The sequence below is a fragment of the Collinsella sp. LCP21S3_D3 genome (assembly GCF_052118305.1).
In the GTDB taxonomy this organism is placed as follows: Bacteria; Actinomycetota; Coriobacteriia; order Coriobacteriales; family Coriobacteriaceae; genus Collinsella.
The window spans coordinates 102,603-129,278 of the sequence record NZ_JBQKHK010000001.1; the positions used below are offsets into that span (position 1 = coordinate 102,603).

The 26,676-nt window shown below is 59.7% G+C and carries 24 protein-coding genes; 15 read left to right on the forward strand and 9 right to left on the reverse strand.

Translation table 11 applies throughout. The features are described 5' to 3' along the window. Positions 1-54: 54 nt before the first annotated feature. From ruvC to ACTQ1S_RS00450, 4 genes are all read left to right on the forward strand, one after another. Positions 55-576, forward strand: coding sequence for a crossover junction endodeoxyribonuclease RuvC (gene ruvC / locus ACTQ1S_RS00435; RefSeq protein ID WP_035137351.1), 522 nt, complete (start codon positions 55-57; stop codon positions 574-576). Continuing rightward, positions 576-1,196 carry a Holliday junction branch migration protein RuvA gene (ruvA, locus tag ACTQ1S_RS00440; protein WP_154515896.1) on the forward strand — a complete coding sequence of 207 codons (621 nt, stop codon included), beginning with the start codon at positions 576-578 and terminating at the stop codon, positions 1,194-1,196. Before ruvC ends, ruvA begins: the two co-directional genes overlap by 1 nt. Beyond that, a complete protein-coding gene (gene ruvB, locus ACTQ1S_RS00445) occupies positions 1,196-2,263 on the forward strand; it encodes a Holliday junction branch migration DNA helicase RuvB (RefSeq protein ID WP_117735946.1) in 1,068 nt (355 codons plus the stop codon). The genes ruvA and ruvB overlap by 1 nt, the downstream gene beginning before the upstream one ends. A 146-nt stretch (positions 2,264-2,409) precedes the next feature. Continuing rightward, positions 2,410-4,077 carry a formate--tetrahydrofolate ligase gene (locus ACTQ1S_RS00450; protein WP_427717820.1) on the forward strand — a complete coding sequence of 556 codons (1,668 nt, stop codon included), beginning with the start codon at positions 2,410-2,412 and terminating at the stop codon, positions 4,075-4,077. A gap of 494 nt (positions 4,078-4,571) precedes the next feature. Here the strand turns inward: ACTQ1S_RS00450 and ACTQ1S_RS00455 are convergent, their stop codons facing one another. Further along, positions 4,572-4,808, reverse strand: a complete 237-nt coding sequence (locus tag ACTQ1S_RS00455) for a hypothetical protein (RefSeq protein ID WP_035137347.1) — start codon at positions 4,806-4,808, stop codon at positions 4,572-4,574. A gap of 138 nt (positions 4,809-4,946) precedes the next feature. Between ACTQ1S_RS00455 and ACTQ1S_RS00460 the strand changes: the two genes are divergently transcribed. Beyond that, positions 4,947-5,903, forward strand: a complete 957-nt coding sequence (locus tag ACTQ1S_RS00460) for a hypothetical protein (protein ID WP_441546786.1) — start codon at positions 4,947-4,949, stop codon at positions 5,901-5,903. Positions 5,904-5,921: 18 nt separating this feature from the next. Here ACTQ1S_RS00460 and ACTQ1S_RS00465 read toward each other — a convergent pair whose 3' ends face one another. Next, positions 5,922-7,103 (reverse strand): cation diffusion facilitator family transporter, encoded by a 1,182-nt coding sequence (locus ACTQ1S_RS00465; protein WP_441063495.1) that lies wholly within the window; start codon positions 7,101-7,103, stop codon positions 5,922-5,924. Between the two features lie 218 nt (positions 7,104-7,321). Here ACTQ1S_RS00465 and ACTQ1S_RS00470 point away from each other — a divergent pair, with 218 nt between their 5' ends. Next, entirely contained in the window at positions 7,322-8,659 is a 1,338-nt protein-coding gene (locus ACTQ1S_RS00470) for a hypothetical protein (protein ID WP_441546787.1), read from the forward strand. Between the two features lie 222 nt (positions 8,660-8,881). Here the strand turns inward: ACTQ1S_RS00470 and ACTQ1S_RS00475 are convergent, their stop codons facing one another. The 3 genes from ACTQ1S_RS00475 to ACTQ1S_RS00485 all read right to left on the reverse strand — a co-directional run bounded on the left by ACTQ1S_RS00475 (position 8,882) and on the right by ACTQ1S_RS00485 (position 11,301). Then, positions 8,882-9,064 carry a hypothetical protein gene (locus ACTQ1S_RS00475; RefSeq protein ID WP_441546788.1) on the reverse strand — a complete coding sequence of 61 codons (183 nt, stop codon included), beginning with the start codon at positions 9,062-9,064 and terminating at the stop codon, positions 8,882-8,884. A gap of 88 nt (positions 9,065-9,152) precedes the next feature. Then, positions 9,153-10,514 (reverse strand): hypothetical protein, encoded by a 1,362-nt coding sequence (locus ACTQ1S_RS00480; RefSeq protein WP_441546789.1) that lies wholly within the window; start codon positions 10,512-10,514, stop codon positions 9,153-9,155. Further along, positions 10,507-11,301, reverse strand: a complete 795-nt coding sequence (locus ACTQ1S_RS00485; protein ID WP_441546790.1) for a hypothetical protein — start codon at positions 11,299-11,301, stop codon at positions 10,507-10,509. The genes ACTQ1S_RS00480 and ACTQ1S_RS00485 overlap by 8 nt, the downstream gene beginning before the upstream one ends. Before the next feature lie 723 nt (positions 11,302-12,024). On the opposite strand from ACTQ1S_RS00485, the gene ACTQ1S_RS00490 reads away from it, so the two are divergent. The 3 genes from ACTQ1S_RS00490 to ACTQ1S_RS00500 are packed head-to-tail and all read left to right on the forward strand — an operon-like array spanning position 12,025 to position 14,900. Next, positions 12,025-13,290 carry a hypothetical protein gene (locus tag ACTQ1S_RS00490; RefSeq protein ID WP_441546791.1) on the forward strand — a complete coding sequence of 422 codons (1,266 nt, stop codon included), beginning with the start codon at positions 12,025-12,027 and terminating at the stop codon, positions 13,288-13,290. After that, complete coding sequence (locus ACTQ1S_RS00495) at positions 13,290-14,498, forward strand: HNH/ENDO VII family nuclease (protein ID WP_441546792.1); 1,209 nt, start codon at positions 13,290-13,292, stop codon at positions 14,496-14,498. Before ACTQ1S_RS00490 ends, ACTQ1S_RS00495 begins: the two co-directional genes overlap by 1 nt. 12 nt (positions 14,499-14,510) lie before the next feature. Further along, a complete protein-coding gene (locus ACTQ1S_RS00500) occupies positions 14,511-14,900 on the forward strand; it encodes an SMI1/KNR4 family protein (RefSeq protein WP_441055758.1) in 390 nt (129 codons plus the stop codon). A 566-nt stretch (positions 14,901-15,466) separates the two neighbouring features. On the opposite strand, the gene ACTQ1S_RS00505 is transcribed toward ACTQ1S_RS00500, so the two are convergent. From ACTQ1S_RS00505 to ACTQ1S_RS00515, 3 genes are all read right to left on the reverse strand, one after another. Further along, positions 15,467-15,688 carry a hypothetical protein gene (locus tag ACTQ1S_RS00505; protein ID WP_441014893.1) on the reverse strand — a complete coding sequence of 74 codons (222 nt, stop codon included), beginning with the start codon at positions 15,686-15,688 and terminating at the stop codon, positions 15,467-15,469. A gap of 35 nt (positions 15,689-15,723) precedes the next feature. Continuing rightward, complete coding sequence (locus ACTQ1S_RS00510; protein WP_441546793.1) at positions 15,724-16,512, reverse strand: ADP-ribosylglycohydrolase family protein; 789 nt, start codon at positions 16,510-16,512, stop codon at positions 15,724-15,726. 139 nt (positions 16,513-16,651) lie between these two features. Beyond that, on the reverse strand, positions 16,652-17,104 hold the full coding sequence (locus ACTQ1S_RS00515) for a helix-turn-helix domain-containing protein (RefSeq protein ID WP_441540526.1): 453 nt from the start codon (positions 17,102-17,104) through the stop codon (positions 16,652-16,654). Between the two features lie 212 nt (positions 17,105-17,316). On the opposite strand from ACTQ1S_RS00515, the gene ACTQ1S_RS00520 reads away from it, so the two are divergent. Next, positions 17,317-17,571 carry a hypothetical protein gene (locus ACTQ1S_RS00520; protein WP_441546794.1) on the forward strand — a complete coding sequence of 85 codons (255 nt, stop codon included), beginning with the start codon at positions 17,317-17,319 and terminating at the stop codon, positions 17,569-17,571. A 171-nt stretch (positions 17,572-17,742) separates the two neighbouring features. On the opposite strand, the gene ACTQ1S_RS00525 is transcribed toward ACTQ1S_RS00520, so the two are convergent. Further along, positions 17,743-20,196 carry a phosphatidylinositol-specific phospholipase C gene (locus tag ACTQ1S_RS00525; protein WP_441546795.1) on the reverse strand — a complete coding sequence of 818 codons (2,454 nt, stop codon included), beginning with the start codon at positions 20,194-20,196 and terminating at the stop codon, positions 17,743-17,745. Between the two features lie 466 nt (positions 20,197-20,662). Between ACTQ1S_RS00525 and ACTQ1S_RS00530 the strand changes: the two genes are divergently transcribed. The 5 genes from ACTQ1S_RS00530 to ACTQ1S_RS00550 all read left to right on the forward strand — a co-directional run bounded on the left by ACTQ1S_RS00530 (position 20,663) and on the right by ACTQ1S_RS00550 (position 26,111). Next, complete coding sequence (locus tag ACTQ1S_RS00530) at positions 20,663-21,295, forward strand: cyclodeaminase/cyclohydrolase family protein (RefSeq protein WP_441546796.1); 633 nt, start codon at positions 20,663-20,665, stop codon at positions 21,293-21,295. A 2-nt stretch (positions 21,296-21,297) separates the two neighbouring features. Then, positions 21,298-22,152 (forward strand): bifunctional 5,10-methylenetetrahydrofolate dehydrogenase/5,10-methenyltetrahydrofolate cyclohydrolase, encoded by an 855-nt coding sequence (locus ACTQ1S_RS00535; RefSeq protein WP_441546797.1) that lies wholly within the window; start codon positions 21,298-21,300, stop codon positions 22,150-22,152. A gap of 99 nt (positions 22,153-22,251) precedes the next feature. After that, the gene (locus tag ACTQ1S_RS00540) at positions 22,252-23,775 is read left to right on the forward strand and encodes a C69 family dipeptidase (protein ID WP_441546798.1); all 1,524 of its coding nucleotides are present in this window, start codon (positions 22,252-22,254) and stop codon (positions 23,773-23,775) included. 147 nt (positions 23,776-23,922) lie between these two features. Beyond that, positions 23,923-24,339 (forward strand): hypothetical protein, encoded by a 417-nt coding sequence (locus ACTQ1S_RS00545; RefSeq protein WP_154515830.1) that lies wholly within the window; start codon positions 23,923-23,925, stop codon positions 24,337-24,339. Positions 24,340-24,347: 8 nt separating this feature from the next. Further along, positions 24,348-26,111, forward strand: coding sequence for an ABC1 kinase family protein (locus ACTQ1S_RS00550; RefSeq protein WP_441546799.1), 1,764 nt, complete (start codon positions 24,348-24,350; stop codon positions 26,109-26,111). Positions 26,112-26,676 lie beyond the last annotated feature (565 nt).

Sequence of the window (26,676 nt, forward strand, 5' to 3'; positions counted from 1 at the left end):
GAATAGTGCGTGGGGCCTTGCCTTGCGCTGCGCTTGTGACGAGGGGAGGTTAGCTTGGTTATCTTGGGTATCGACCCTGGTTTGGCCCATACGGGGTGGGGGATTATCGAGGAGCGACGTGGCGAGGTTCGCTGTCGTGCCTATGGCTGCATCGAGACCAGTGCTGGAAGTCCGCTCGCGGTGCGCCTGTCGCATATCGCCCGCGACCTCAAGGGCGTTGTCGAACGCTATCGTCCCGATACCGCTGCTATCGAGAGCATCTACTTTGGCGCCAACGTTCGTTCGGCCATCCCCACGGCGCATGCCCGCGGCGCTGCGCTTGTGGCGCTTTCGGAGTGCGCGCTCGAGATTGGCGAATACACGCCCATGCAGATTAAGCAGGCTGTTGTGGGCACCGGCGCTGCAGACAAACGGCAGGTCGCCTACATGGTGCGTACGCTCACGCAGCTCGATCACGACCCGCACCCCGACCATGCCGCCGATGCCCTGGCCTGCGCCATCTGCCACGTTAACCTCAGCCGCACCCGCGCGCTTACCGGCGGCGAGTTCTATCAACAGAGAGGAACCGGATACTGATGATCTCCCAGCTCCACGGAACGCTTGTCGAGGCCACGATGAGCTCTGCTGTCGTCGATGTGTCGGGCGTGGGCTTTGAGCTCGGCATCTCGGGCAGCACTGCGGCCACGTTGCCGACGCCCGGCGGCGAGGTCCGCCTCTACACGCGCATGCAGGTGCGCGAGGACGCCATGACACTTTTCGGATTTTCCTCAAAGGATGAGCGCACAATGTTCGACCGGCTCGTGTCCGTCTCGGGCGTTGGCCCACGCTTGGCGCTCGCCGTGCTTTCCACCTATACCGTGGGGCAGCTGTATTCGCTGGTGATGGCCGAGGACGACAAGGGCATGGCTAAGGTGCCCGGTGTGGGCAAAAAGACAGCTCAGCGCCTCATTCTGGAGCTCAAGAGTACCTTTGCCAAGGATAAGGGCTTTGTGCCGGTCGACGTGATTCCCGGACAGGTTGCGATGCCCGTGCCCGCTGCCGCTCCCTCGGCCATCGATGATGCCCGTGCGGCACTCCTTTCCATGGGCTTTAGCCCGCAGGAGGCCGATGTCGCTCTGAGCGGGTATGATGGGCAGGATATGCGTGTCGAGGATCTGCTCGGCGCGGCGCTTAAGCGACTCGGAATGGATGCGTGATGTGGGAAGCCGATGACTCTCAGGACCTGTGGGCGACGCCCGGCAACTCGCCGGCGGCATCCATGGCGCATGGCGAGCGCATGGTGGGCTCGGAGCTGACGCCCGAGGACCTCGATGTCGACCGTACCCTGCGTCCCCAGCGCCTGGACGACTACTGCGGTCAGGAGCATATCAAGCAGAGCCTTCGCGTGCTGATCGAGGCGGCGCAGAGCCGTGGCGAGACGCTCGACCACGTGATCTTCTCGGGCCCTCCGGGTCTGGGCAAGACCACGCTGGCCACCGTTATAGCCAACGAGCTGGGCGCTCAGATTAAGACGACGAGTGGCCCGGCCATCGCGCGCACCGGCGACCTGGCGGCCATCCTTACCAACTTGCAGCCGGGTGACGTGCTGTTTATCGACGAGATCCACCGCCTCAACCGTTCGGTCGAGGAAGTCCTGTATCCCGCGATGGAGGACTTTGCGCTCGATATCGTTATCGGTAAAGGCCCGGCGGCGCGCTCGATTCGCCTGGATATCCCCAAGTTTACGCTGGTGGCGGCAACGACCCGCTCGGGTATGCTGACCGGCCCGCTGCGCGACCGTTTTGGTATTTCGTATCGCCTGGACTACTACACGGTCGAGGAGCTTGCCCAGATTGTGACGCGCTCGGCAACCATTTTGGGCGTGACAATAGACCATCCCAGCGCACTCGAGATCGGCTCACGCTCGCGCGGCACGCCACGTCTTGCCAACCGCTTGCTCAAGCGCGTGCGCGATTACGCCCAGGTGCGCGGCAATGGTCCTATTGAGCTTGATATCTGCCGTCAGGCGCTCGAGTTCTTTGAGATTGATGAGCTTGGTCTGGACTGGATGGACATTCGCATCTTGGAGACGCTCGCCAAGACGTTCTCCGGCCGTGCCGTGGGCCTGACGACCCTTGCCAGCGCGGTGGGCGAGGACCCGGGTACGCTCGAAGATGTCTACGAACCCTACCTGTTGCAGTGCGGGTTGATGATTCGCACGCCGCAGGGTCGTCAGGCAACGCTTCGCACCTTTGAGCACTTGGGGATTGAACCTACCGTTTAGGGGCGGGTTTGTTTTGGCTGGTCTGTAGGCTATCGCTGGGCATTGGATAAACATATCGCCGTTCATCGGTTATGGGCGTTTTACTATTGCGCGCCCGTGCTATGCTGAATTGGTCTTTTTCTCATCCGGTAACGAAAGGACCGCCCATGCCTACTGACATCGAAATCGCACGTTCCGTCACGCCGCTACCTATTACCGAGGTGGCCAAGAACGCCGGCGTCGACGTTAAGCACCTGATTCCGTACGGCTTCGACAAGGCAAAGGTCGACTATTCACTGCTCAACGAGCCGACCGATCACCAGGCCAAGCTTGTCCTCGTGACCGCTATCAATCCCACGCCCGCAGGCGAGGGCAAGACCACCACGACCATCGGTCTGGCCGACGGTCTGCGTCGTCGCGGCGTCAAGAGCGCCGTTGCCCTGCGCGAACCTTCGCTCGGTCCCGTCTTTGGCGTCAAGGGCGGTGCCGCCGGCGGCGGCTGGGCCCAGGTCATCCCCATGGAGGACATCAACCTGCACTTTACCGGAGACTTCCACGCTATCGGTGCCGCCAACAACCTGCTGGCCGCCATGCTCGACAACCATATTCAGCAGGGCAACCAGCTCGGCATCGATGTTAAGCGCATCACCTGGAAGCGCGTCGTCGACATGAACGACCGTCAACTGCGCCATGTTATCGATGGCATTGGCGGCAAGGCCCAGGGCGTGCCGCGCGAGGACGGCTTCGATATCACCGTTGCCTCCGAGGTCATGGCGATTCTGTGCCTGTCCACGAGCATCAACGACCTCAAAGAGCGCTTGGGCGAGATCGTCGTCGGCTACAGCTATGCCGGCGAGCCCGTCCGCGCCCGCGACCTCAAGGCTCAGGGCGCCATGGCTGCGCTGCTTAAGGATGCGCTCAAGCCCAACCTGGTGCAGACGCTCGAGGGCACGCCCGCGTTTGTCCACGGCGGCCCCTTCGCCAATATCGCCCACGGCTGCAACTCCATCATGGCCACCCGCATGGCCATGCGTTTTGGTGACGTCGCGATTACCGAGGCCGGCTTTGGCGCCGACCTTGGTGCCGAGAAGTTCCTGGACATCAAGTGCCGCATGACGGGCGTTCGCCCCAGCGCTGTCGTGGTCGTCGCCACTGCCCGCGCGCTTAAGTACAACGGCGGTGTTGCCAAGGCCGACCTCAACGACGAGAACCTCGAGGCCCTTAAGGCCGGCATGCCCAACCTGCTGCGCCACGTCGACAACATCCAGAACGTCTATGGTCTTCCCTGCGTGGTCGCCATCAACCGCTTCCCGACGGACACCGAGGCCGAACTTGCGCTCATCGAGTCCGAGTGCCAGAAGCTCGGCGTCAACGTTAAGCTGTCCGAGGTTTGGGCCAAGGGCGGCGAGGGTGCGCTCGACCTGGCCGATGAGGTCATGCGCCTGATTGAGCAGCCGAGCGAGCTCAAGTTTGCCTACGAGGACGGCGCCGATGTGGCCGACGCCCTGGAGGCCGTTGCCACCAAGGTCTACCGCGCCGATGGTGTCGACTTTACGCCGGCTGCCAAGCGCCAGCTCGCCGAGCTGCGCGAGAACGGCTTTGGCAACCTGCCGGTGTGCGTCGCCAAGACCCAGTACAGCTTTAGCGATAACGCCAAGGCTCTGGGCGCGCCCGAGAACTTCCGCATCACCGTGCGCGAGCTCAAGGTTTCCGCCGGTGCCCACTTTGTGGTCGCGCTGACCGGCAGCGTTCTGACCATGCCGGGCCTACCCAAGGTTCCCGCGGCCGAGAACATCGACGTCGACAACGACGGCAACATCACCGGCCTTTTCTAAGCCTGCTGCTCATAGCCGCTTGCCCGCCCCGCCGTGCCTACCAAGGCCCGGCGGGGCTTTGTGCGTACCTATACCGATAGCTACGTTCCTCCGTATCGTTCGGAACAGGTGACGAGGTCGGCGTACTACAAGATTCGAGCTATTCCTGCGGTCAGGATGTGACGCCTGGGTATCCTTGCGCCACGCATGTGCCCAACGAGTAGGGCAAAGGAACAGGGAGTGAACTGAACAGTCCCCGGTGGCGCAAAACGCAGCGCCGCCGGGGACTTTTTGATGCAAATTGGCTCCGAAACAAGCTATCTGGGCCAGCCATGCCACGAAAAGCGCCCATCTACTACGTTTACCAGGGTTGGACCGACCATGGAGCGTTTTTTAACAATGCGGCAAGACGTTTACCTGCGGTTTTGTTAACACAGATATGGCTATGGTTGGCACCCTTGGGTTAAACGTAGTAGATGGGCGCATTTTGTGGTGCACAGCCCAAGAAGAGGTCGTTAGCCGCGCTGGAGGCCGAAGAGTTTGGCGTTGCGCTCGGCGACCATCATGTTGATATCGGCGATTTCCATCTCGCCGTCAATGTAGGGCTGGTAGGTACCGTACGGGTCGCCGGCTCCTAAGCTGCAGCTGCCGCAGTTGTCGCAGCTGCCGTTGCCGCAGCCCGCGAGCGCTAGCTTGATGATCTCCTCACGCTCGGCACGCGTCGTGTCCTTGATGAGCTTGCTTTTTGCCATGACATATCCTCGATTCGCTTGTGACCGTCGGCCGCGCATGTCTTGTAGATACCGGCGGGCTTTGTCCATCATAGGCTTTTGCGCGGGTAGAATGCATGGATAACTTGATGCTTACGGGCGACGGAAAGGAAACGTTGCATGGACCAGGACAAGACGACCGTAATGGGTGGCTACGGCTCCCCGCGGACGGGCAATGGCGCCGATGCGACCCGCGTCGTGCCGAATCTCGGCTACGCTGCCCCCGATACGACGCAGGTGTCGGCTGATCCCACGCGCGTTGTGAATTACGGAAACGCGGCGCAGGACCCGCATGGTGTCTCATCGCAGAACCCCTACGGCAACGCGGCGGTAGACCCTTATGATGACCTGCTGCAAAATCCCATTCCACAACCTCAGCAGACGACATATATGCCGCGCACGGCACAGCCGCGCTACGAGTCGCACGACCGATACGCGCGCGAGCCGTATCGTGAGTATCCCAAGTCCATCCCCCAGTATGGCGAGGACGAGGAGAAGAAGCCTTCGCGTTCGTCGAGCGTGATCAAGAAGATCCTCATCGTGCTGGCGATCTTCTTTGCCTTGTCGGTTGTGTTCGCCATTGTGTCGGGCATGCTCAACAAGCGGGGCGCCACGACTGATACCACGGCCGAGCAGACCGAGACTGCCCAGTCCGGCACCGTCGACCTGAGCGATATCCCGGGTCAGTACTGGTCAAACGCCAAGAAGCTCCTCAAGTCGCGCGGGGCCGATCTTTCGAATGCCGTGATCCTGACCGATGATGGCTCAACACCTGTTGTCGGTGCCAATTGGGTCGTGACGTCTGCCTACTATAACGACAACGGTAACCTCGAGATTCAGCTCACGCGCAAGGACGGCTCGTCGGGCAATGCGTCCGCTGATCAAGGCGCCACGGACAGCTCGAGCTCTAACACGCTGGAGGACCTGAGCAACAAGGCACAGGAGTTGGGAGACAAGGCGCAAGAGCTGGGCGACACAGCCCAGAACCTCGGCGATACTGCACAGAACCTGGGCGATATGGCAACGAACGCCTGGGATGCCCTGCAAAACGGCATTTCGGGCGCGCAGGGAAACTAGCGGCCGAGTGGAGCGGGGCTACAACTGTTCGGCCGGACGGTCGGGCGAGCTAAAGCCCGAGTCAAACGTGACAACGCATGATGCATCGGGCCTGCGCTCGTGCACGATATGCGTTACGCGCTCCAACAGCTCGTCGTCGGAGATGCGAAAACCGTCGGGACGCACCAGGTCAAATGACACAAAGCCATCGTGTTCGTGCAGGTCATGGATGGAGAGCGCGGGATCGATCTGCATGACGCCACGCTTGACCCAGCTGCGCAGGTCGTCGCCGGTGGTGGCGATGGGGTCGCAGTGCAGCGTGATGTCGATGCCCATCTGGCGTTTAATATCGTGTTCGATGGTGTCCAGGATCTCGTGGTGCTCAAAGGCATCGCCCTCGCCGGGCATTTCCACGTGTGCGCTGGCAAACTGACGGCCGGGGCCGTAGTCGTGCACCATGAGGTCGTGTGTGCCCAAGACCTGGGGGTACGACATGATCCTGTCGCGGATTTCCTGGACGAGCTTGGGGTCGGGCGCTTGTCCCAACAGCGGGCTGATGGCGTCGCGCACCAGGCCCATGCCGCTGATGCAGATGAAGATACCCACACCCAGGCCTGCCCAGCCATCGAGGTCAAAGCCGGTCGTCTGCGAAATAAGCGCTGCCACCAAGACCGAGCCCGAGGTGATGACGTCGTTTTTGGAGTCCTGCGCCGTGGCGATGAGCGTCTCCGAGTCGATGCGGTCGCCCAGCGCGCGGTTGAATGCGGCCATCCATAATTTGACGAGCATGGACAAGACGAGGGCGGCTAGGGAGACCAGCGTGTAGGCGGTGGGGGAGGGCTTGATGATCTTGGTAATGGACTCGAGCACCAGGTTGATGCCGACGGCACAAACGAGGACGGCGACAAACAAGCCGGCGAGGTATTCGTAACGGCCGTGGCCATAGGGGTGGCCTTCGTCGGCCGGGCGGCTGGCAAGGCGGAACCCGAGTAAGCTCACAATGTTGCTCGAGGCGTCGGAGAGGTTGTTAAAGGCATCGGCGATGAGCGAGACAGAGCCGGCGAGCAGACCCGCGATGCCCTTGGCCAGGCACAGGGTAATGTTGAGGCCAATGCAGATGAGGCTTGCGGCAAAGCCCGCGTTAGTGCGACATGATGCATCGACCGGCTCGCCCTCGCTGCCAGGAACAAGTGTATGTACCAGCCGATTTACAAATAGCATGGCGTACCTCCTCGCATCCTCGTTTAAGGGGATAGTGTAGCTCGCATAGGCGCGCCGTGCGCCGATGCTCAGAAAATGCAGCAATGGTCTGCTGGAGCTAACGAGCGGGGCTTCTTGTCCGATCGGGTGTTCCATTTTGGGCCACATGGGTATGGGCTTGTGCCTGCCTGCCCGACATACTTAATGTCGACAGCCCCTGCGTAAAGGAGGACGTATCCATGGACGAGATGTTTGCCATCAAATGCCAAAACTGCGGCGGCCCCATGTACTCACACCAGGCTAAACGCAGCTTTGAGTGTGCCTATTGCGGCACGGTCGTTCCGTGGCAGGCCGATGCGGGGGAGCCCAAGAGCGCCCTGGGCATTCGCCATGCGCCGCTGACGGTTGTCGATGGGTTGCTTAAGCTCACCCATGTGTCGCAGCTCGAGCGCCCGGTGGACCCCGACTGGTATTTCTTTCATGCGCACTGGCGCAACCAGTCGGTTCTGGAGCATCTACTGTGGGAGGACCGCGGCACGGCGCAGGAGTTCCAGGAAGCCACGCATGTGAGCATCCCGTGCCCCTTCTGCGGCGCATCCTTCGAAGGCGAGTCGACCCAGCGCGTGTTTGAGTGCCCGTCCTGCGGCAATAAGATCGGCGTTGCAGACCTACTCAAGCCCGGTACCTTTAGCAAGCGCCTGACCATGGGCGTTGGTGCGGAGTATGTACCCGAGCAGGGTATTCCCTGCGAAATCTCGCCGCAGCAGGCACGTGCCAACGCGCTGCAGCTGGTGCACCAGTATGCGGAAGCCTTTGCCGGTCACGATGTAGAAGACGCGATCCAAAACAACATGATGCTCTTCTACTTTCCCATGGCGCTCGCGGATTTGCGCATGATGGCGTCCTTCCCGGGCAAGGGGCTGAGTAAGGAGACCTTGGTGTACTACGAGGTGCTCGACTGGGCATATCCGCGGGCAAACTACCTGGACGTTCGTCTTATGGGCATTTTGGAGCCGTGGGACTTTGGCAAGGTGGGGCCGTTCGATCCCGCCATGCAGGAAGGCGACTTCCGCGTTGTCTCCGTCGATGCGTCTACCAAGGACCAGGTGGTCATTGATAAGCTGGCGCTCGACGTTGCCGGAAACGATGCCGAGGCGGTGTTGGGGCTCAATAAAAAGAGTATCCGCACGTGGGCGCGCAAGGCCCGCAAGCATAAGGACGGCCTGGTGATGGTGCCGGTCTACTTTGTCGACCGTCCCTCGTCGGACAGCCGCGATGGCGAGCAGGTGCGCATTGCCGTAAACGGCCAGACGGGCCGCGCGGCCGCGGTGGTGTTTAGCGACAAGCGCGAGACACATGTGGTGGCACCGCTCAATCCCAACGTGATGCTGTCGAGCGAAAGCACCGTGCACGCCACGCCCATCGAGGTCAAATACGTTAAATCGCCGTTTCTGTACCAGATCGTGCGCCATGGAGGCGGCGGGCAACCGCGTCAGGTGGCAGCGGTAGTCGAGGGCTCCTACCGAGAAGAAAAGTCCAAACGCTGCGGTTTTCTGGGTGCGCTATTTGGGAAGTAGGGGAGTAGTACCGGTTGTTGCTGTAACTTGAAGGTTAGGGCTACGGGGCGGCTCGCAGGGGTGCGGGCCGCCCCGTTTTTGTGCGGCGGCAGGACCCGCAGGCACTCCATTAAACGCTCACGCTCATAGCACGAACGTTGAGCAACATTACGTCTGCCGATGTCTCCTAAAAGTGTCTGCCCGTTGTGGCGGCATCAAAAATAGAGGGGCTCTGAAACTGCTCTAGTAGACCGCTCCGGGTTCAGGCTTGATCTTGGACGGCTTGCCGGTCTTCAGGCACTTCTCTATCTCGGCGATAGGGTCGCTCATGCAGTAGGCGTGGCATCTCTCATGGAAGGTCTGCTCGTACTCACGCATGAGGCGGTCCAGCTTCTCGCTGTCCTCCTTGCTTAGGTAGATGTACATGTCAGCCCCTTCCGGCTCGTCCGGCATCTTGTCGGATATCTTAGCCGATTACAGAAAATAGAGCCCTATTTGTTCGGTAATGGAGGAGCTAACCGATGACCACAGTCTCTGGACACATTTCGCCAAAGAGTTGGTCGATATCATCGTAGGCGTCTGCCAGCTCTCCTTCGGTGGCTTTGCGAACGAACCAGTCACGCTCGGCAGGTTTGGTTATAGCAACCCATTTGAGTTGCTGGTAGCTGTATTTCGCGAACGCAATCCATTGCGGGTAGTTGATAGCCATGGGGTTCTCGGTGAAGACTAGCTTTCCGGCGTTCACGGCTGTGGCCGCGCAATGGGCGGTGAAGAGCATCGTTGCGAGCTTGGGGTTCTTGCTGGGTTCGGTTGAGAACGGGATGGCATCCTTTATGGTCAGCCCTTCTTTTACCTTGCGGATCGTGTAACAGAGCCTGACCACGACTTCGACTATGGCGACGGGGACCGAGGTTGAACAGAAGTGAATGAAATCGTAGCCCTCGAAATACATGCCCTGGACAATTTCCGCCACCGTCTGCTCTTCTTCGCCTATGCTACCAAACTGCATGATGTTGAACAGCTCCATGAGCGGTGCGGGCAGGCCCATGGAGGTTGTGATGTCCGACTTGAGATGGATGATCTGCTTTGCGATAGCGGCGAAAATATCGGCCTCCTTACGTCCTGTGTAACATTCCATCACTTGGGATACGATCTTGCCGTTCTTATCGATGGTAGTCATCCTGCCCGTGAGGATGTCCGACACGCCGAAGACGAAGCCAAGCAGCGGGTCGTGTCCAAGGGATAAGAGCCTGTGGTAGTAGGCCGAGAGGCCTTCCACCCGCGTGGCGGTGTTTCTGTTGTCCTGAGCGTCGTAGGGAACCTTGCTTACCTTGGAGTTCGCAAGCCTCTCCATCTCATTGGGCGGGAAACGCTTGTCGAAGTAGTCACGGATGTAATCGGAGAGACGGCCTGCCTTCAGGCCGTCGTGGGTCTTCTGGGGGATTCCGACGAGCAGGATGTCCACGACTGCGGCTAGAAAGCCGGCGCTCGCGGCTATGGCCACGTCGACGGCGTCCATGCGATGGATCTGGTTGTACTGCTCGTTTAATGCCAGGACCTCCTCGCGGTTGGCTTGAAGTTCTTCTTCTGTGAAGAGGTATTCGAGTTCGGCAGACCCGTTGCCCGCTTGCAGGGCTTCGTCGAGTATCTGATTCCATGTGGGGGCCATGAGCGGCTGACCGGTGCGGACGGGCTTAGCGCCCTTGTTGCGTTGAGGGAGGTCGTAGCTGAGCGACGCCAGCAGCTTCTCGCTGCTGGCAATGCGGCCTTCGATTTCTTCGGCCGATGGGAATGAAATCGACTTGATCTGGTCGTCTTGGTGGGCAAGGACGGCGTTGATCTCCCTCTCGCCGTTGGAGTATTCGTACCTACTCATCTTGAATTGCCAGGTCGCTCTTGAGATCTCGCACCGCCCTTTCGAGCAGGACGTTGAGAGACTGCAGGTACTCGAGGCGCTCAACGTTTGCGTCTGACTCGTCCTTGAGCGCTTGGATAATCGCCTGGTGCTTGGCAAGCGCCTCTTTGTACAGGCGCTCCTTCTCCTGGCCCATTTGTTTGTTCTTAAGGTGGGACGCGACCGCGACGCCCGTGCCGGCTGCGATGGCCACCGGCGCCGCGAGCACGAAGACGCCCGCGACCATGCCGCCGCCCACGATGCCACCGGCCGCCGCAAGACCTGACGTGATGCCTGCGGCGGAAAGACCGACGGAGCCGAGGCCGTACAGCGCCATGAAGGAGCCAGCGCCTCCAACGCCTGCGCCCAGGGCGCCAGCCACGACCTCGGGAATCGTACTTTCCTCGATCGTACGGCTCTTGTCGTCAAGCGCCACCGCGGCATCGTTGATTACGTTTACGACGGGCTGAAGGGACCCAAGCGTCGTGAAGTTATTTTTATGGCTCTCTTGGTTTTCCTTGATCTGCTTAATCTGGGTTCCGGCATTCTCCAATGCCGACGATGCACCCTCTTGGATACTCTTGGCAGTGCCACCGGCTACCAGACTGGCCTTTTCAGCGATGTCAACGGCTGCGGAGTCGGCTGCGTTGGCGACGTCGCCAATTGTCTTTCCGATGGAGCCGGCTGCATCCCCGATTGCCTTGCCGGCAGAGTCGGCCGTTTTCTGAATTTCGGCCAATGGGTCGAAGCCTTTGTCGAAGAGCCTCACGGAAGCTCCTTCCGGATGGTTGTCGTTTATATGGTCAACACTGCTGGTTTTCCACCATTCTAGCGCGCCTCCTGAAACCGGCATTCAGCTTCCAACTGATTTGTGGTCGCCCTGGATGATGACCTAGATGATGAAGGCAGTGGCTGGGGTCACTCCTGCTTGGGAACTTCGTGTATGGGGTGAATTTTGATGGTGCTCATCGGAAGGGCAGGATGGCTAACGACGTGGAGTTCATCCAGCGCGATTCCCGCAACTACACCGCCGGGGCAGCCGCATCTCAATAATCGTGGTTCGCTGAGCCGGTACTGAGGCGTCGGGGCGCAACAACCCGTTGTGCTTCTCGCACTCATCGGCAAGAGCTTCCGTCCGTTATTTCATCGATAAGGACGGCACACTGTGCGAATTGGTGGGCGAGGGTGGAGTTGCCCAGCTTGCCGGCATTGGGCGTCCAGCCTGTGCTCGGTTGGAATGGAGGTCGGGACAATACGCTTGTCGCGCTGATGGCGAGCACCCATAATCGCTGCGGTTCGCCTGCCGATGACGTAATCCGACGCTGTGGCGTGGCGGGCAAGCTGTACCCGTCGTCGTATGTAAACGCCTTAAAATGCTCGGCGTGCGCCGTGCTTGGGCTTATTCCGACGTAGTCTCCCTCGCCCTTTCGATGTGCTGGCGGCGTTCTGTATAATGACTTTTATTGTCGAAACGGGTGCTAGGAGCGCTTGAATGAGAATGAAACGCGCGTTGCTTGCCGTGCTGTGCGCCGTCGCTGCTCTATCGGTTACATTGCCCACAAACGTACTGGCGGATGATTCAAGCAGCAACGGTTCCGAGGACGACAAGTACTACTACGACAAGGTTGTCAACACGGGCCTGGACAACGGCTATTCGGAATCCAACAGCATCAAAGAGGGGGACCCCCACTTCGGGTGGAAGCTTGGCAGGTTCGTCGTCAGCGGCTTCACGAGCAGAGCGGGCGACGATGTCCCCGTGTTTCTTAAAAACAGTGGCGATCGGGTTGAGCTTAGCTTTCAGCTCAATCAGAGTATCGATTCCCTGAACGGGGACGACAAAAGAAAAATCTCCGGCGACGGAAACGGGTACGACGAGTATTTCGGCATTCCCAAGACCGATTTCGGCCACGGCGCCCTCATAACCAAGCACACCGATTACCAGAACGCCTCAACCGAGCCCACCGTCAGCACTGAATACCTTTCGAGCGTCAAAGTCGGCGCCAACACCCATATCGACATGTACGAGGAGGGTGATTACGAGGTGGCTCTCGACTACGAGATCGAGTCGCCAGGCCTCCTGCCGTTCAGGCCGGCCTACAACAACTACCGCATCTTCTTCAAGTTCAAGGTACGCAACAGCAACACTATGATGTTCCTCTTCGACACTGCGACGAATAACGAGCTGTTCAACGGCTCAGTCACCTCGAGTGGCTTTCGGATTGACATGGCTGGGTCACACTACCTTGACGTAAGTGTGAAGAGGGAGGTTCTCAACAGCACCGGCGATGGCCTTACCGAGGACGTGCGCTTCAACAAGACGGCGACCGACGGTGCGGTGTTCGAAGACGAGGGCATATACACGGTGACCGTGAAGAACCCCAATACGGGTGAGGAGGCCACGACCAAGAGGATCTATGTGGGTACAAACGATGCCATGAAGGCCTCGGTCGCCAACAACATGACACTTGCCGAGGCCCAGGAGCGGATTGCGGAGGGCGCGACCGTCGCAGACGACGGGTCGTTCAGGACCGCCTCGAAAAAGACCGACGCGTCGGCCAATGAGGTCTCCGGCAAGAATGGGGACGCCGCCAGCATGGGCGGCCCTGTTATCGCCCTGCTCGCTGTGGGCTTAGTCCTCATTCTCGCGTTCATCGTGATAGCTCGGTGCAAGAAGATAGCTGTTGCTGAAGTTTCCAGCGAATCTGGGCCCGCTGTGCCCGATACGGATCTCGATGGCGAGGAAGGCGGTGATGAGTGATGAGGCGAGCCATTACCCTGATACTCGTCATCGCGATGGCAGTGTCCGGGCTTCCGGGCTGCGCGTCCTCCACCGAGCAGTCTGGAGGGTCGTCTGGCGTGGGAGCATCCGGATCGGTGAATGAGGTCGCCGCCATTCAGACGGCAGGCCTCGAGTTCGAGGCCCTTTCCGACCCTGATCTTCAGCGCTACGTGGCGGATGCCGTATATTCTGACCTTGTCCAGAAGATTGATTCCGATGAGTACTACGTCGAGAACGTTCAGACAACATATGTCTCGAAAGAATATCTTGAGGAGCTCTCCTACAACACTCAGTCGAACATTTACTTTGGCTATACGCTTGCTGATCTTGAAGAAGCCTTCGGCGGCGAACGCTACGTCTTTACGCTTGGTGAAGACGGCCGGACCACTGTCAAGGCATTCGAGGGCTACGATGACACCTACGACCAGGTGGTGAGGAACATCGCCGTCGGCACGGGGGTCATCCTTGTGTGTGTCACGGTATCCGCTGTTACCGGCGCCGCCGGGGCGCCTGCTGCAAGCGTGATATTTGCTGTCTCGGCCAAGTCCGGAGCGGTGGTCGCGCTGTCCTCCGGCGCCATCAGCGGCGTTTCTGCTGCCATCTTCAAGGGCATCGAGACGGGTGACATGGATGAGGCTCTGAAGGCCGGTGCTTTTAGCGGCAGCGAAGGCTTCAAGTGGGGCGCGATTGGTGGGGCGCTGTGCGGAGGCGCCGAGAAGACCCTGGCTCTAAGGGGTGCCACCACCGGTGGCTTGACGATGGACCAAGTCGCGTCCATTCAGAAGGAGTCTGGGCTCCCGCTCGATGTCCTCAAGCAATTTAACGACATGGATCAGTACGAGATTATCAAAAACGCAGGGCTTACCCCCAAGATGGTCAACGGCGAGACGGCTCTTATTCGCGATATCGATCTCACCTTTACTGATGAGATGGGGCACACGAACCTTGAGAGGATGAAGGAGGGCCTGGCGGCACTCGATCCCGCTACCGGAGAGCCTTACGAGTTGCACCATATCGGGCAACAGGTCGACTCGACCCTGGCGATCCTTACGCAGGAGGAGCATAGGCTCGGAGGAAACTCGAAGATTTGGCATAAGTTGACGAAGTCCGACGTACACGCCGATGGGAACAACTGGGACTCTAAGAGGAAGGCCTTCTGGGAGTACATGGCGCAGGTGTTGGAATAGTAGGGTATTGGGATGAGCGACGTATACCAGGGCCTTTCTGGGCTTCCGAACTTCAGATGTCTGGGCGCGGCTGACTCCGGCGCGATTACCGAGGCTGAGGCAAAGCTGGGGTTGAGCTTTTCGAAGGAATATAGAAGCTACCTCGAGTCCTGCTCCTTTGCCAGCGTCAATGGGCACGAGCTCACGGGTATCTGTAAATCGCCGAGGCTTGATGTTGTTGGCGCAACGCGAGCGGAACGTGGAAACTGGCCCGACATCGACCCTTCTTGGTATGTCCTGGAGCGAACGGGCGTTGATGGCATCGTCGCATGGCAGGACGCGGATGGTGTTGTCTACTTTTCCATTCCCGGGTTCGGATGCACGGTGGTTTGCGATTCGCTTCTTGAATACGCTAAACGCTAAAGGCTGAACGTGGGTTCAATCGGCGGGCAACTCTAGCCTAGCGATGTCAGCCGCCAGACTTTGCTCTTTAGGGCGGGCCATGCAGGGTTTTTCAATGCCACGGCAGGATATTGTTGCGAATGATGGATTGTTGGGCGCTGCGGTATAGGAAACTCATCGGTGCCGTACCTGTGAGAGGGTCCGTATCTCGAAGCCATTTATTGCTCTTGTTAGCGCCTGCTTGCGTATCCCCGAGATGCGCGCTTGCCGTTTAGTTCGCCCCAATGCGCTAAGCTGAAAGCGAGTCGGAGGAGCTAAGGTTTTCTTGCCTATATGTAACCCTCCGGCTCTTGTATACCGATGTTGCCAGATGTAAATAAACGGTGGGACGGCTGCAAAAGAGCCGCCCCACCGGGTAAAATCAAGGTGTGCCGCGGAACCCGCTCCTCAGCGCTTAAACTTCGGAGACGCGGGCAACGCAGGAGCTAATGTCTAAAGGGCCGGCTGCAACCGGCCCTTTTCTATGACCCCCTTCTCCACCCATCCCCTGGTTTGGAACAGTGTCGATCTAACGGGCAATCAAACCTCTAGCTCTCTTTGAATTGGGTAGTCATCTGCCCGAAGAAACTAAGTTCGGATGGCTCATAAAGGAGCAAGTCGCCGTCCGCGGTCTTGTAGACTCCGCAGGGAAGATAACGCCCGTCGGGGAGGACATAGAGGTCTCCTTCCTCCTTCAGCCCTGCTGGGAGTAGCGGAATCTCGTGCTCGTCCACTTGGAACTCATCTATGTGTGCAGTCTTCCTCTCCATGATGCCTCCTGGCTTGTTTCTGCTGCCGCCGCGATCTAAAACAAGCAGCTCTCAATCAGCTCTTTACCGCGCAAGGCGTCGACCCACTCCTGTGGAATTGCCTCGATACCGTAGGCCGTGCCGGCGAGGGCGCCTGCGACGGCTGCGGTGGTGTCGGTGTCGTCGCCCAGGTTGACGGCGGCAAGCACGCAGTCTTCGTAGCTGCTGGTGTTGACGAAGCACCAGGTGGCTGCCTTAAGCGTGTCGCGCACGAAGCCGCCGGATCTGATTTCGTGCTCGGGCGCGCGTTTCAGCTGCAGCGCCCACGAGGGGAGTGCGCCGCTCAGCACGTCTCTCATCAGCTCGATAAATATGACGCATGTGTCGGTCGATGTTCTATGAGCGTGGGTGATTGCAGAGACCTCACGGATCTCTTCGTCCGTCGCGTCGACAAACGCCAGGGGCGCGATGCGCATGAGCGATCCGTTGCCGTTGTCGCGCTCGCAGGAGCCTCCTTTGCCGGTGCGCAGGGCTCGAGCGGTCGTGCCGCCGTAATCGAAAACACCGTCAATCGTATACTCGCCACGGGCAATCCAGCCTACGAACTTGTCGCGCATGTCCGCGGTGTCGATATGCCCGAGCTCCCTAATCGAGTCACAGGTAGCAAGCGTCATAGATGTGTCGTCGCTCCAGGTGCCGGCGGGTTGCCCATGCGTGCCATAGCCAATCATGTCGGTGCATTCGAACGTGCCGCGAGGCATAAACTCGTAGGGAACGCCCAGTGCGTCGCCAACGGCAAGTCCGTAGATGCAGTCGCGCAGTGTTGTTTTCGGTCTGTCTGTCATGGAAAACTCCTCTTACACTTCGGATTGGAGATGCGTGGTAATCAGCGGCAATATGTCCAGCTCGATTCGCGACGCAGTACGTAGCGAATCGAGAGAACTCAATGGTCAATATGTCAAAATGGTATGCATAGACGTCTCTTTACACGGCAACAGGCATTTCTTTCGGGCGTCCTGCCTTTGGCGCATCGGCGAGTCGTGCCTCGATGGAAGCTTTGGACACCATGCGCTTGGCGCCATCCTTCCATGAATCCAACAGTCCTGCATTTATCAGTTGCGATACCCGTGCTGAGCTAACACCGAGCATACGAGCGGCATCCGCTGCGGTGACGGCGGGGATGTCGCCGAGTTCGCGGCTGACGGCCACGGCGATAATCTTGCCGCCGTGTTGTGGCTGGTGTCCAAAGTCCGGCGCGGGAAGATCGACGCCGCCCATAAGGTGATCGTCGACCATACATGCGAGAAAATCGGCGGCGCTTTCGACAGCGTCGTTTAGGTCGGATCCGAACGTTCCACCTCCGCCCAGCGAGCCACATGGCACAGCGTCGACAACGCCGTCCGAATCAAAGAACTCGAATTCCCATACGTAAACCATGTAAGACCTCCTCCGATACCGGCGATTTGAGGAACATCCCACGAGCTCACCAAGCGCATCAAACACCTTTATTGACTCTAGCTTAAAGCCTCGTGCGGACACGATTTTGGTGCTCTGCGCACGACCGCGAAGAGGGTTTGCGGTGACTAAAATGTGGCCATAGAGATGTTTTTATCGAACTCCATAGGGGTGGCGCGCGTGGATAACAACACGTGCTGTTTCACGATAAGGGTGCCGGCGTTTTCAAGGGAATAAGCATCTACCCCAATCGTATCGAGGCGGTCGTGAAGAACAACTTCCTCGGTACCCATACCAAGATCGTCTACCTCAAGGACATTACGGGTGTCAACAGGGTCAAGGGTAAGCGCGTGCTCCTCCGTAATAGGTTGCTGACCGCCTGTTCCTACAGGCTGAGCAGTCATTCCCAGGCTCAGGAACTCGTGAACGTGCCGAACTCGGTGATGTAGCCGATAGCGACGTTCGGGCTAAAATTGCGGCTGTGCATTGGACGACGCAGCGGCTGAGCGCTCGACCTGCGAGTGCGCTGGACACGCTGCTCACTCATCTGCAAAAGCTAGGGGCGCAGAACGGTATCCTGCGCCCCCGATTGAGTCGATGTGTCCAAACGGTCGGCTTGCCTATTCGCTAGCGCCTTCGCTGTCTTCGCGGTCGTTGACAAGCATTGCTGCGCCGGCGACCGTTGTAGCTATGGCGGCGGCAGCGAGCCCGGCGGCAATGCCAGAGCCGTCGCCCGTGTCGGCGAGCTTTCCGCCCGAGCCCTTGCCCTTGTTGCCCTTACCGTTCTTGTTCGCGCTGCCCGCGTTGGCGCCGGCGCCGCCTGCACTGTCCGAGGCCGCTACGGTAAAGCTTGCGGCTCCGTCGCTGGCGAGCGTGTAGTTCTGCGCCGCGTCGCCCAACAGGTCTTTTTTCGCACGCACCCAGTACGTTCCCGCGGCAAATGCCTCACCCTCGGCCATCGCCGTTCCCGGAGCGCCGTTTGCATCGTGCATAAACTCGAGTTGGGCGGTGCAGGCATCGTTTTCGAGCTTGCCCTCGAGTGATGCCGTAATCTTGGCGCGCACGTCCTCGCCGGCCTTAAGGCCCTCGAGCCCCTTAAAATGGGGTGTCAACGCGCGCGGATCGATATCGATGGGCACGGAGCCCCGCAGCGCCGTAACGGTCTTGTTGCCCAAGGCGTCGACATCCACATATACGATTTCAAACACATGGCCCGAAGCCGCCACGTTGAGTACGTTGCTGCTGTCGACGAGGCGGAAATAGCCCTCGCCAGCGGTCTTGCCATCCTGGAGCGAGGCATCGCTCAGCGAGTCGCCGTACGTCATGCGCATGCGGGTCGGGAGGTGGTACGAAGCCGTCTGCTTGTGCTCCGTATCGTAATTGCGCTGATAGATGCTCCGGGCCAGCGCTGCATCAACAAAGTCGGATGCGATGATGCCAATGCGCTTGAGGTAATCTGGCTCTGTATCCTCGGTGCCGTCGGGATTGATGTACGGGCTCTTGTACAGATGCTCGTTGACCACTCGCGCTGCGGTAAAAGGGTTGTTTTGCGTGCAGCTGGTGTAGTTGATAGACCAGCAGCGCTCCGTTGCCTGCATCGTTGTTCCATCCGCGGCAGTGATATCTACGGTGTTGCGCTCGAGTTCGGACGCTGCCTTCAGGGCGCTATCGACCCATGCTATCTTACTGGATCCCGTGCAGCTGTAATGGTCTTGGGCATATACCTTTGTGCAATAGGGCTCTTTGTCGCCCGCATTGCCCGTGGTCTCAAAGCCTCGCACGTCTTGGACGAGACACATAGAGGAGCTGTCTGAGTGTGCTGCGATTTTTTTGTCCCATTCGGTGAGGTCGAGGCCCCATGTGTGGCCGCTTACGCTGCTGCCGGCGAGTCCAAATCGACGCAGCAGGACGATCTTTCCGCGCACCTCGCCCAGTGTGGGAACGTGGCTCGACGTATAGAACAGATTGGGATCATTGCCCAAAACCTTGGCGAAAGCCGTCGTAGCACTTTCGTCGGTGGCTTCGTTGTTGCCTCGTGACACAAGCATGATGAGCGCTTCTGACGGGTTTTCTTTCAAAAATGTTTTGAAGTAACCGATGACATCGGAGAGCTGCATATAGTGCCCGTCTTTTTTGAACAGGTAGCATCCTCCATGGACGATACCGGGGTCGTCGTGCTCGTTGTTCCCTCCAAGTCGGATATCAAAATAGCGAATGCCTTCGAGCAACTGCGTGGGTATGTAATCCTGCTGGCACTTTACAAGCGAGGTTTGGGGCTCGGTGTCGTTGTCGACGCTGCAGGTGCTCGTATCATGCGTGCCCGGGATGCTCAGCTCGTCGAGGTATTTGTTGTTGTCGACGTGGCTCATCCAACATGGTCCGTCGACGTAGCTGCTATACGTGGTCCAGTCGATACTGCTAACTGTGGTATTGATCTCGCCCATGTCGTAACCGACAAGTTCGAGTTCCCACGGAATGCTCGTCCTCTTGTGGCAGATCTTGTTGTCGTCTTGGTCTTTGCCGTCCTTTTCTATGGCCAGGTAATTAAAGTCTTTGTCCTCGTTTGTGCGGTCTCGGATGATGTAGGTTCCGTCTTGCTGGCGGTCGAACGCAAAAGAGCGGCTGGGCTTGTCGTCATGCTCGCCACTCCATACGTGGATGACCTTTCCATCTTCGTCCGAGTCGCCATCGACCGACCAAATGCTGTAGCCCGTCTTCTTGTGCTCTTCGAAATTGAGCAGGGTGCGGATGGCATACCATTTTGTATTATCTGTATCGGTCGCTACGTGCTCAAGGATGAGCTTGCTGGACGTGCCGTCATTAAATAGGTGGCAGACGTTGCCGATGACGTTGCCGTCTTCGTTGACGCTCGCGGTGCGAAAATAGCCCGCGGGGCGAAGGCGAATGACGAACTTGTCGAGGCTGGCCGCTGGATCGGCCGTGCCGTCCGCAAAGGCTGTCCGCGGACTAATGCCCAGCATGGCGGTTTCGGGCAGGCTTGCCAGAGGCGACAACGCTGCAAGTCCAAGGCCCAGCGTAAACGCTCGGCGACTGATGGCGTGATGTTCGGTCATAACTCCTCCATTCGCAGGGTGCGGCTGCGCGCTCGTTGTGGCCACTATACTGCCCAGACGTTTAAAGAAGCCGGTTTAATTGTCTGCGCGGCGCAATAAATCGGCGGGCGGACGTGTTGGGGTGCCTGCCGTTTTCGTACTGTTGCCACATTTGGGGTGGTTCCGGCATCCGGCATCCTCGCGTTCGTCGGCTACCGGCATAAGAAAGTTTTTCATAGTCGTGTCTCCTCATCTGTAATCGCCCATGGATTACCTGCCTTTACTGTACGCGCGGGCGGCTCGCTCGGCTGGGCCATGTGTCCCATGCTTGCGGTGCTGACGCCTATCGTGTGTCATAGAAATCCGCGATGGCCAGATGCGCTGACGCTCATGTGCTTATGGGCTAGACTTAGCACCATTACTTGATCGATACAGTTGGCCGGCGGTTGCCGCCCGACCGATCTATATGACTTGAAGGTGCGTGCGTATGAGCCAAGAGATGATGGATAAAACCTGTCGCGGATTTGCCGAGGCACTTGCCGCGCGCGAGCCGGTTCCCGGCGGCGGTAGCGCGAGCGCCTTTGTGGGCGCGCTGGGCGCCTCGCTGTGCGGGATGGTCGCGCGCTACGGGGCGACGAACCCTGCGCTTGCCGATCGAGCGGACGATTTGGCGCACGCGTTTGCCCGGGCGGATGAGTTGGCGCAGGAACTTGTCGAGTTGGTCGCCGAGGACGTTCGTGCCTATGGGCAGGTGTCCGCGGCGTACGGTATTTCGCGCGAGGATCCGGCTCGACCGGCTGCGATTCAGGATGCGCTGCACGTGGCGGCTATGCCACCGTATCGCATTATGGATGCCTGCGGGCGCGCGCTGGCGCTGCTCGAGGACATGGCGGACAAGGGGTCGCGCCAGCTGCTGTCCGACGTTGCCTGCGGCGCCGTGTTCTGCCGCGCCGCCATGCAGGGTGCGAGCCTGACGCTCTTTGCCAACACTACGTCTATGAAAGACCGGGCACGCGCCGAGGAGCTCGAGGCGGCGTGCGATGATCTGTTGGATACGTGGCTGCCGCGCGCCGATGCGCTGGCGCGCCGTGCCGCCGACGCCGCTAGGAAGAGGGGATAGCCATGGCCGAGCTGCTCAAAGGGGCTCCCGTTGCCCGTGCCTTGACCGAGAAGCTCGCTGCTCGCTGCGCCGTCCTGCGCGAACGCGGCGTTGTGCCGACGCTGGCCATCGTTCGTGTGGGCGAGCGCGAGGACGATCTATCGTACGAGCGCGGCGCCCTCAAGCGCTGCGAGAAGGTTGGCATCGAGGCTTGCCGCGTTTTGCTTCCCGCCGATGCTTCACAGGATGAGCTGCTGGCGGCTATTAAGGACATCAATTCCGACCCCGCCGTTCATGGCTGCCTAGTGTTTCGCCCGCTGCCCGCTGGGATTGACGAGGATGCGGTTGCCGCGGCACTCGATCCCGCCAAGGATGTCGACTCCATGACGCCGGCCTCGCTACTTACCACGCTTTCGGGGCGAGGCGAGGGCTTTGCTCCTTGCACGGCTGAGGCCGTGTTGGCGTTGCTGGACCATTGCGGTGTTGAGCTGGATGGAGCCAAAGTCGCGGTCGTCGGTCGGTCTCTGGTGATTGGTCGTCCCGTTGCCGCCATGCTTACGGCTCGCAATGCCACGGTGACGACGTGCCATACGCATACGCGCGACCTTGCTGCCGAGTGTCGTGCGGCTGATGTTGTGGTTGCGGCCGTTGGGCGCGCGCACACGATTGGCGCGGATGCGGTTCGCGAGGGCCAGACGATCATCGATGTGGGCATTAACTGGGACGAGGCCGCCGGCAAGCTGGTCGGGGACGTCGATTTTGATGCTGCGGAGCCGATCGTTGGCGCCATCACGCCCGTGCCGGGCGGCGTGGGGGCTGTGACCACCGCGATTCTCGCCAAACACGTGATCGAAGCGGCCGCGCGCACATCGAAATAGGCTTTTGACCACGGGGGCTGCCGAGGCTGTGGTTTCGCCCTTTTTGCACCGAAGCGATACACTATTGCCGTTTGATTTTTTCGCTCAAGGAGGATGCGCATGCCGTGCACAACGATTTTGGTCGGTAAGAACGCGAGCTATGACGGGTCGACGCTGGTTGCCCGCAACGAGGACTCGCCCAATGGGGTATTTGAGCCCAAGCGCATGCGCGTAGTGCATCCCGACGAGCAGCCGCGTGTCTACACGAGTGTCCTGAGCCACCTGACCGTTGAGCTGCCCGACAATCCCATGCGTTACACAAGCGTCCCCGACGTTGTCCCGGGTCATGGCATTTGGGCCGAGGCCGGCTTCAACGAGCTCAATGTTGGCATGTCCGCAACCGAGACGCTCACCACCAACGAGCGCGTCCGCGGCGCCGATCCGCTCGTGGACTACGTGCCCGCCAAGGGTAACGAGGGCGAGGACGGCTATGTGCCGGCGCAGCCCGGTGGTTTGGGCGAGGAGGACATGGTGACCCTGGTGCTGCCATACGCCAAGTCCGCCCGCGACGGTGTGCGCATTCTGGGCGACCTGCTCGAGTGCTACGGCACCTACGAGAACAACGGCATCGCCTTTAGTGACGTTGACGAGATCTGGTGGCTCGAGACCATCGGCGGCCACCACTGGATCGCCAAGCGCGTACCCGACGACGCCTATGTGACCATGCCCAACCAGCTGGGTATCGACAGCTTTGACTTGGACGATGCCGAGGGCGCGCAGGTCGACCACATGTGCTCGGCCGACCTACGCACTTGGATGGCCGAGTGGCATCTGGACCTGACGTTGGGTGTCGAGGGCGACGGTCCCGCCGCGGTCTTTAACCCGCGCGAGGCCTTTGGTTCGCACAGCGACAGCGACCACGTCTACAACACACCGCGCGCCTGGTACATGCAGCGCTGCCTCAACCCCAGCGATGCGTGGGACGGTCCCGACGCCGACTACACGCCCGAGAGCGACGACATTCCCTGGAGTCGCGTGCCCGAGCGCAAGGTGACCCTCGAGGACATCAAGTACGTGCTTTCGAGCCACTACCAGGGCACGGAGTACGACTGCTACGGCAGCAAGGGTACGCCCGCCACGCGCGGCGCCTATCGTCCCATCGGCATCAACCGCAACAGCCAGCTCGCCGTGCTGCAGCTGCGCCCCTATGCGCAGCCGGCGTATCGCGCCGTGCAGTGGATGGCGTTTGGCTCTAACTCGTTTAACGCGCTTGTGCCGCTGTACGCCAATGTCGAGACCATGCCCGAGTACTATGCCGACACGCAGGCTCGCGTGACGTCCGAGAATTTCTATTGGGCGAATCGCCTGATTGGCGCCTTGGCCGATGTCCGCTTCCATGAGTGCGGTCGCGCGGTCGAGGATTATCAGGAGAAGGTCGGCGGCATGGGCCACAAGCAGATCCACGACGTTGACGCTGCCGTATCCGTACTGCCCGAGGCCGAGGTGCCCGCCGAGCTCGCCCGCGCCAACGAGGCCTTTGCCGAGCTTGTGCGCGTGGAGACCGATGCCCTGTTGGGTAAGGTGCTCTACACCACGAGCTGCGCCATGAAGAATTCCTTCGCGATGAACGATAACGTAAGGTAAAGATAACATTGCAGCGAACGAGCGAGGCAAACGCCGTCAAAGGCTTTGCCTCGCTCGATTTCTATCCCGGTGACAAACGATTTTGTGTCGTTTGCTCAATCTTGGGTACAAGTAGGCCAATGAAGTTGTTCACGATTGGAGCCAACCATGGTTATGAAATTCGATCAGCTTGTTAACGGTGCCATCAACGTGGGCTTCGGCGCCGCCGCCGTTGCCGTCGAGGGCGGCAAGAAGGTCCTCGACGACCTCAATGCCAAGGGCGAGCAGGTGCGCAAGGACGCCGGCACCCCCGATATCGCCCGCAGCGTGTCCGACATGTTCGAGCAGGCCGGCGGCACCATCTCCGACCTGACCGAGCGCTTGGGCATGCAGGGCGAGACTGCGGCCCAGCGCGTGCTCGACGAGCTCATCCTCGCCCGCGTGCGCGTCATGACCGCCCCCGAGCGCACGGCCTTTTTGGCCCATGTGCGCGACATCGTCGATTCGGTCGAGGACAACGTGACCTCGGTGCCCGTCGAGTCCGTTGAGCCCGACGATGCAGAGGACGCCGAAGAGGCCGAGTAGCAGCGCAGATGGCAGATTCCACCACCGATTACAACAATCAAGATCCCTTGGGTGACGAGACGGCGGTTGTCGACGAGGTCGAGGCCGCCGTCTCGGGCGCTCGCAAGAAGCCGCGCGCTGTCGATATGGTCCCTGAGGAGCCCGACGCGATGGCGCCGGACGAGGAATACCAGCTCACGCCGGCAGGCCGTCGTGAGCGCATTGGGCAGATCGTTCGCCTGATAAAAAAGTATCGCGTGTGGGACAACCTCACGCCGGTGCGCCTGCGTCGTCTGCTCGAAGAGCTCGGTCCCATGTTCGTTAAGATGGGGCAGATTCTGGCCAACCGCTCCGAGATCTTGCCGCAGCGGTTTTGCGACGAGCTGCGCCGTCTGCGCTCCGACGTAGAGCCGGTGCCGTATGAGGTAGTGCTCCGCTGTTTGGAAGAGGAATACGGTCAGCGCCTGGGGCAGATGTTCGACGCGATCGACCCCAACCCGCTCGGTAGCGCGTCGCTCGCGCAGGTACACCGCGCCCGTCTGGTGACCGGCGAGGACGTGGCCGTTAAGGTACAGCGCCCCGGTGCGCAGCAGGTGATGGCTCAGGACATCGACATCATCCGTTCGGTGGTGCGCATCGTTTCCAAGTTCGTCAACACTGATCAGTTTGTGGATCTGCATGGCGTGGTCGAAGAGCTGTGGACCTCGTTTCGCGAGGAGACCAACTTTTTGGCCGAGGCCAAAAACCTCAACGATTTCTATGACTTCCACAAAAGCGTGCATGGCGTCTCGTGTCCCAAATCCTACTTGGACCTTTGCACCGAACACGTCGTGGTCATGGACTACATCGACGGTATCTCCATTGCCGATCCCGAGCGCCTGGTGGCCGAGGGTTATGACTTGGAAAAGATTGGCGCCGCGATCGTCGAGGACTACTCGACGCAGGTGCTCGACGACGGCTTTTTCCATGCCGACCCGCATGCGGGAAACATCATCCTCAAGGACGGCATCGTCTACTTTATCGACCTGGGCATGGTCGGGCGCATGTCGAGTCACGACCGCGGTATCGTCAAGGACATGATTTTCGCCGTGGCCGAAGGTGACGTTCCCAAGCTCAAGGATTCGCTTATGCGCTTTGCCGTGACGCGCGGCGATTCTGCCGAGCTCGACCATTCGGCCTTTTTGTCCGACTTGGACTTTATCGTCGCCGACTTTGCAGGGCTCGATCTTAAGGACCTGGATATTGGCGAGTTTTTGACCTCGCTGTTAAATCTGGCGCGCAAAAACGACGTTGAATTGCCGAGCGTGGTGACGATGTTCGCGCGCGGCATGGTGACACTCGAGGGTCTGCTGACCGAGTATATGCCCGACGTCAACATGATCCAGATCATCCAGACGCACATCAAAAACGAGAAGAGCACCTATGCGCGCGTCCGCGAAATGGGGCACGATCTTGCCGCGAGCAGCTATCGCGCGGCAAAAGGCTCGCTCGAGGCGGCCGAGTATCTGGGCTTGGCGTCGCGCATGCTCACGCGCGGCCAGCTTAAGGTGAACACGCAGATCATGAGCAGCGATAAGGCGCTGCGACAGCTGGGTGGAATTATCGACCGCATGTCGATGGCAATTGTGATTGCCGGCCTGTTTATCGGCTCGTCGGTGGTGTACTACGCGCGCATCGAGCCGGTTGTGTTCGGTATTCCGGTCATTGGCTTTATGGGCTACGTGAGTGCGCTGGTGCTGGCGCTGATGCTGGGCCGCGAGATCTGGCGTAACAGTCACGGCGGCAAGCGTTAATGGCCCCTGGGGGACGGAGGAAAACGGATCATTTTGCCTTGCGTCGCGCCGGCGTGGGCTGGTCCGAACAAAACTATGCCGGTTTACGGGGCTGGAGCACCGAACCTCGAGCATACCGAAATTCGCGCTTTTAAAACCGCAGGTAGATGAGTCGTTGGTTTTCGAAAATGGCAGATATGGTTGCGAAGTGCTGAATTAGCCCCGTAAACCGGCATAGTTTTGAAACGGGCTGTTCTTGCAAGGTCCGATGACAGTCCTTCCTATCGCAAACCATAGCTTTTACCTTGGGCTTTGCCTGTGTGCGGGGCCCTTTTGCGTGCTACCATATCGACAGTAATAATCGATGGCCTAGATGGTGGTGCGGAGACGCACGAATGCGCGGTTTTCCTGCGTGTTTGGGAGAATCGGGGTGCAAGTCCCCGGCTGTACCAGTAACCGTAATTCCTCTTGGCCCGGGATGGTCGCGTCGCAGATCGGACGGCGCGCCCGGGCCGGTAAGGTTAAGTCGGATCGCCTCCCATCTTGTACGCGGCCGCGGCGCATGCCGCCGGTACGCGTTGGGCTC

What these genes read in the sequence shown, in the direction of transcription:
- ACTQ1S_RS00530 (WP_441546796.1), top strand. Translation starts at nt 20,663, where the DNA reads ATGAGCCAAGAGATGATGGATAAAACCTGTCGCGGATTTGCCGAGGCA.
- ACTQ1S_RS00490 (WP_441546791.1), top strand. Translation starts at nt 12,025, where the DNA reads ATGAGAATGAAACGCGCGTTGCTTGCCGTGCTGTGCGCCGTCGCTGCT.
- ACTQ1S_RS00525 (WP_441546795.1), bottom strand. Translation starts at nt 20,196, where the DNA reads ATGACCGAACATCACGCCATCAGTCGCCGAGCGTTTACGCTGGGCCTT.
- ACTQ1S_RS00505 (WP_441014893.1), bottom strand. Translation starts at nt 15,688, where the DNA reads ATGGAGAGGAAGACTGCACACATAGATGAGTTCCAAGTGGACGAGCAC.
- ACTQ1S_RS00470 (WP_441546787.1), top strand. Translation starts at nt 7,322, where the DNA reads ATGGACGAGATGTTTGCCATCAAATGCCAAAACTGCGGCGGCCCCATG.
- ACTQ1S_RS00510 (WP_441546793.1), bottom strand. Translation starts at nt 16,512, where the DNA reads ATGACAGACAGACCGAAAACAACACTGCGCGACTGCATCTACGGACTT.
- ACTQ1S_RS00450 (WP_427717820.1), top strand. Translation starts at nt 2,410, where the DNA reads ATGCCTACTGACATCGAAATCGCACGTTCCGTCACGCCGCTACCTATT.
- ACTQ1S_RS00495 (WP_441546792.1), top strand. Translation starts at nt 13,290, where the DNA reads ATGAGGCGAGCCATTACCCTGATACTCGTCATCGCGATGGCAGTGTCC.
- ACTQ1S_RS00480 (WP_441546789.1), bottom strand. Translation starts at nt 10,514, where the DNA reads ATGAGTAGGTACGAATACTCCAACGGCGAGAGGGAGATCAACGCCGTC.
- ACTQ1S_RS00465 (WP_441063495.1), bottom strand. Translation starts at nt 7,103, where the DNA reads ATGCTATTTGTAAATCGGCTGGTACATACACTTGTTCCTGGCAGCGAG.
- ACTQ1S_RS00475 (WP_441546788.1), bottom strand. Translation starts at nt 9,064, where the DNA reads ATGTACATCTACCTAAGCAAGGAGGACAGCGAGAAGCTGGACCGCCTC.
- ACTQ1S_RS00540 (WP_441546798.1), top strand. Translation starts at nt 22,252, where the DNA reads ATGCCGTGCACAACGATTTTGGTCGGTAAGAACGCGAGCTATGACGGG.
- ACTQ1S_RS00535 (WP_441546797.1), top strand. Translation starts at nt 21,298, where the DNA reads ATGGCCGAGCTGCTCAAAGGGGCTCCCGTTGCCCGTGCCTTGACCGAG.
- ACTQ1S_RS00515 (WP_441540526.1), bottom strand. Translation starts at nt 17,104, where the DNA reads ATGGTTTACGTATGGGAATTCGAGTTCTTTGATTCGGACGGCGTTGTC.
- ACTQ1S_RS00545 (WP_154515830.1), top strand. Translation starts at nt 23,923, where the DNA reads ATGGTTATGAAATTCGATCAGCTTGTTAACGGTGCCATCAACGTGGGC.
- ACTQ1S_RS00460 (WP_441546786.1), top strand. Translation starts at nt 4,947, where the DNA reads ATGGACCAGGACAAGACGACCGTAATGGGTGGCTACGGCTCCCCGCGG.
- ACTQ1S_RS00455 (WP_035137347.1), bottom strand. Translation starts at nt 4,808, where the DNA reads ATGGCAAAAAGCAAGCTCATCAAGGACACGACGCGTGCCGAGCGTGAG.
- ruvA (WP_154515896.1), top strand. Translation starts at nt 576, where the DNA reads ATGATCTCCCAGCTCCACGGAACGCTTGTCGAGGCCACGATGAGCTCT.
- ACTQ1S_RS00500 (WP_441055758.1), top strand. Translation starts at nt 14,511, where the DNA reads ATGAGCGACGTATACCAGGGCCTTTCTGGGCTTCCGAACTTCAGATGT.
- ACTQ1S_RS00550 (WP_441546799.1), top strand. Translation starts at nt 24,348, where the DNA reads ATGGCAGATTCCACCACCGATTACAACAATCAAGATCCCTTGGGTGAC.
- ruvB (WP_117735946.1), top strand. Translation starts at nt 1,196, where the DNA reads ATGTGGGAAGCCGATGACTCTCAGGACCTGTGGGCGACGCCCGGCAAC.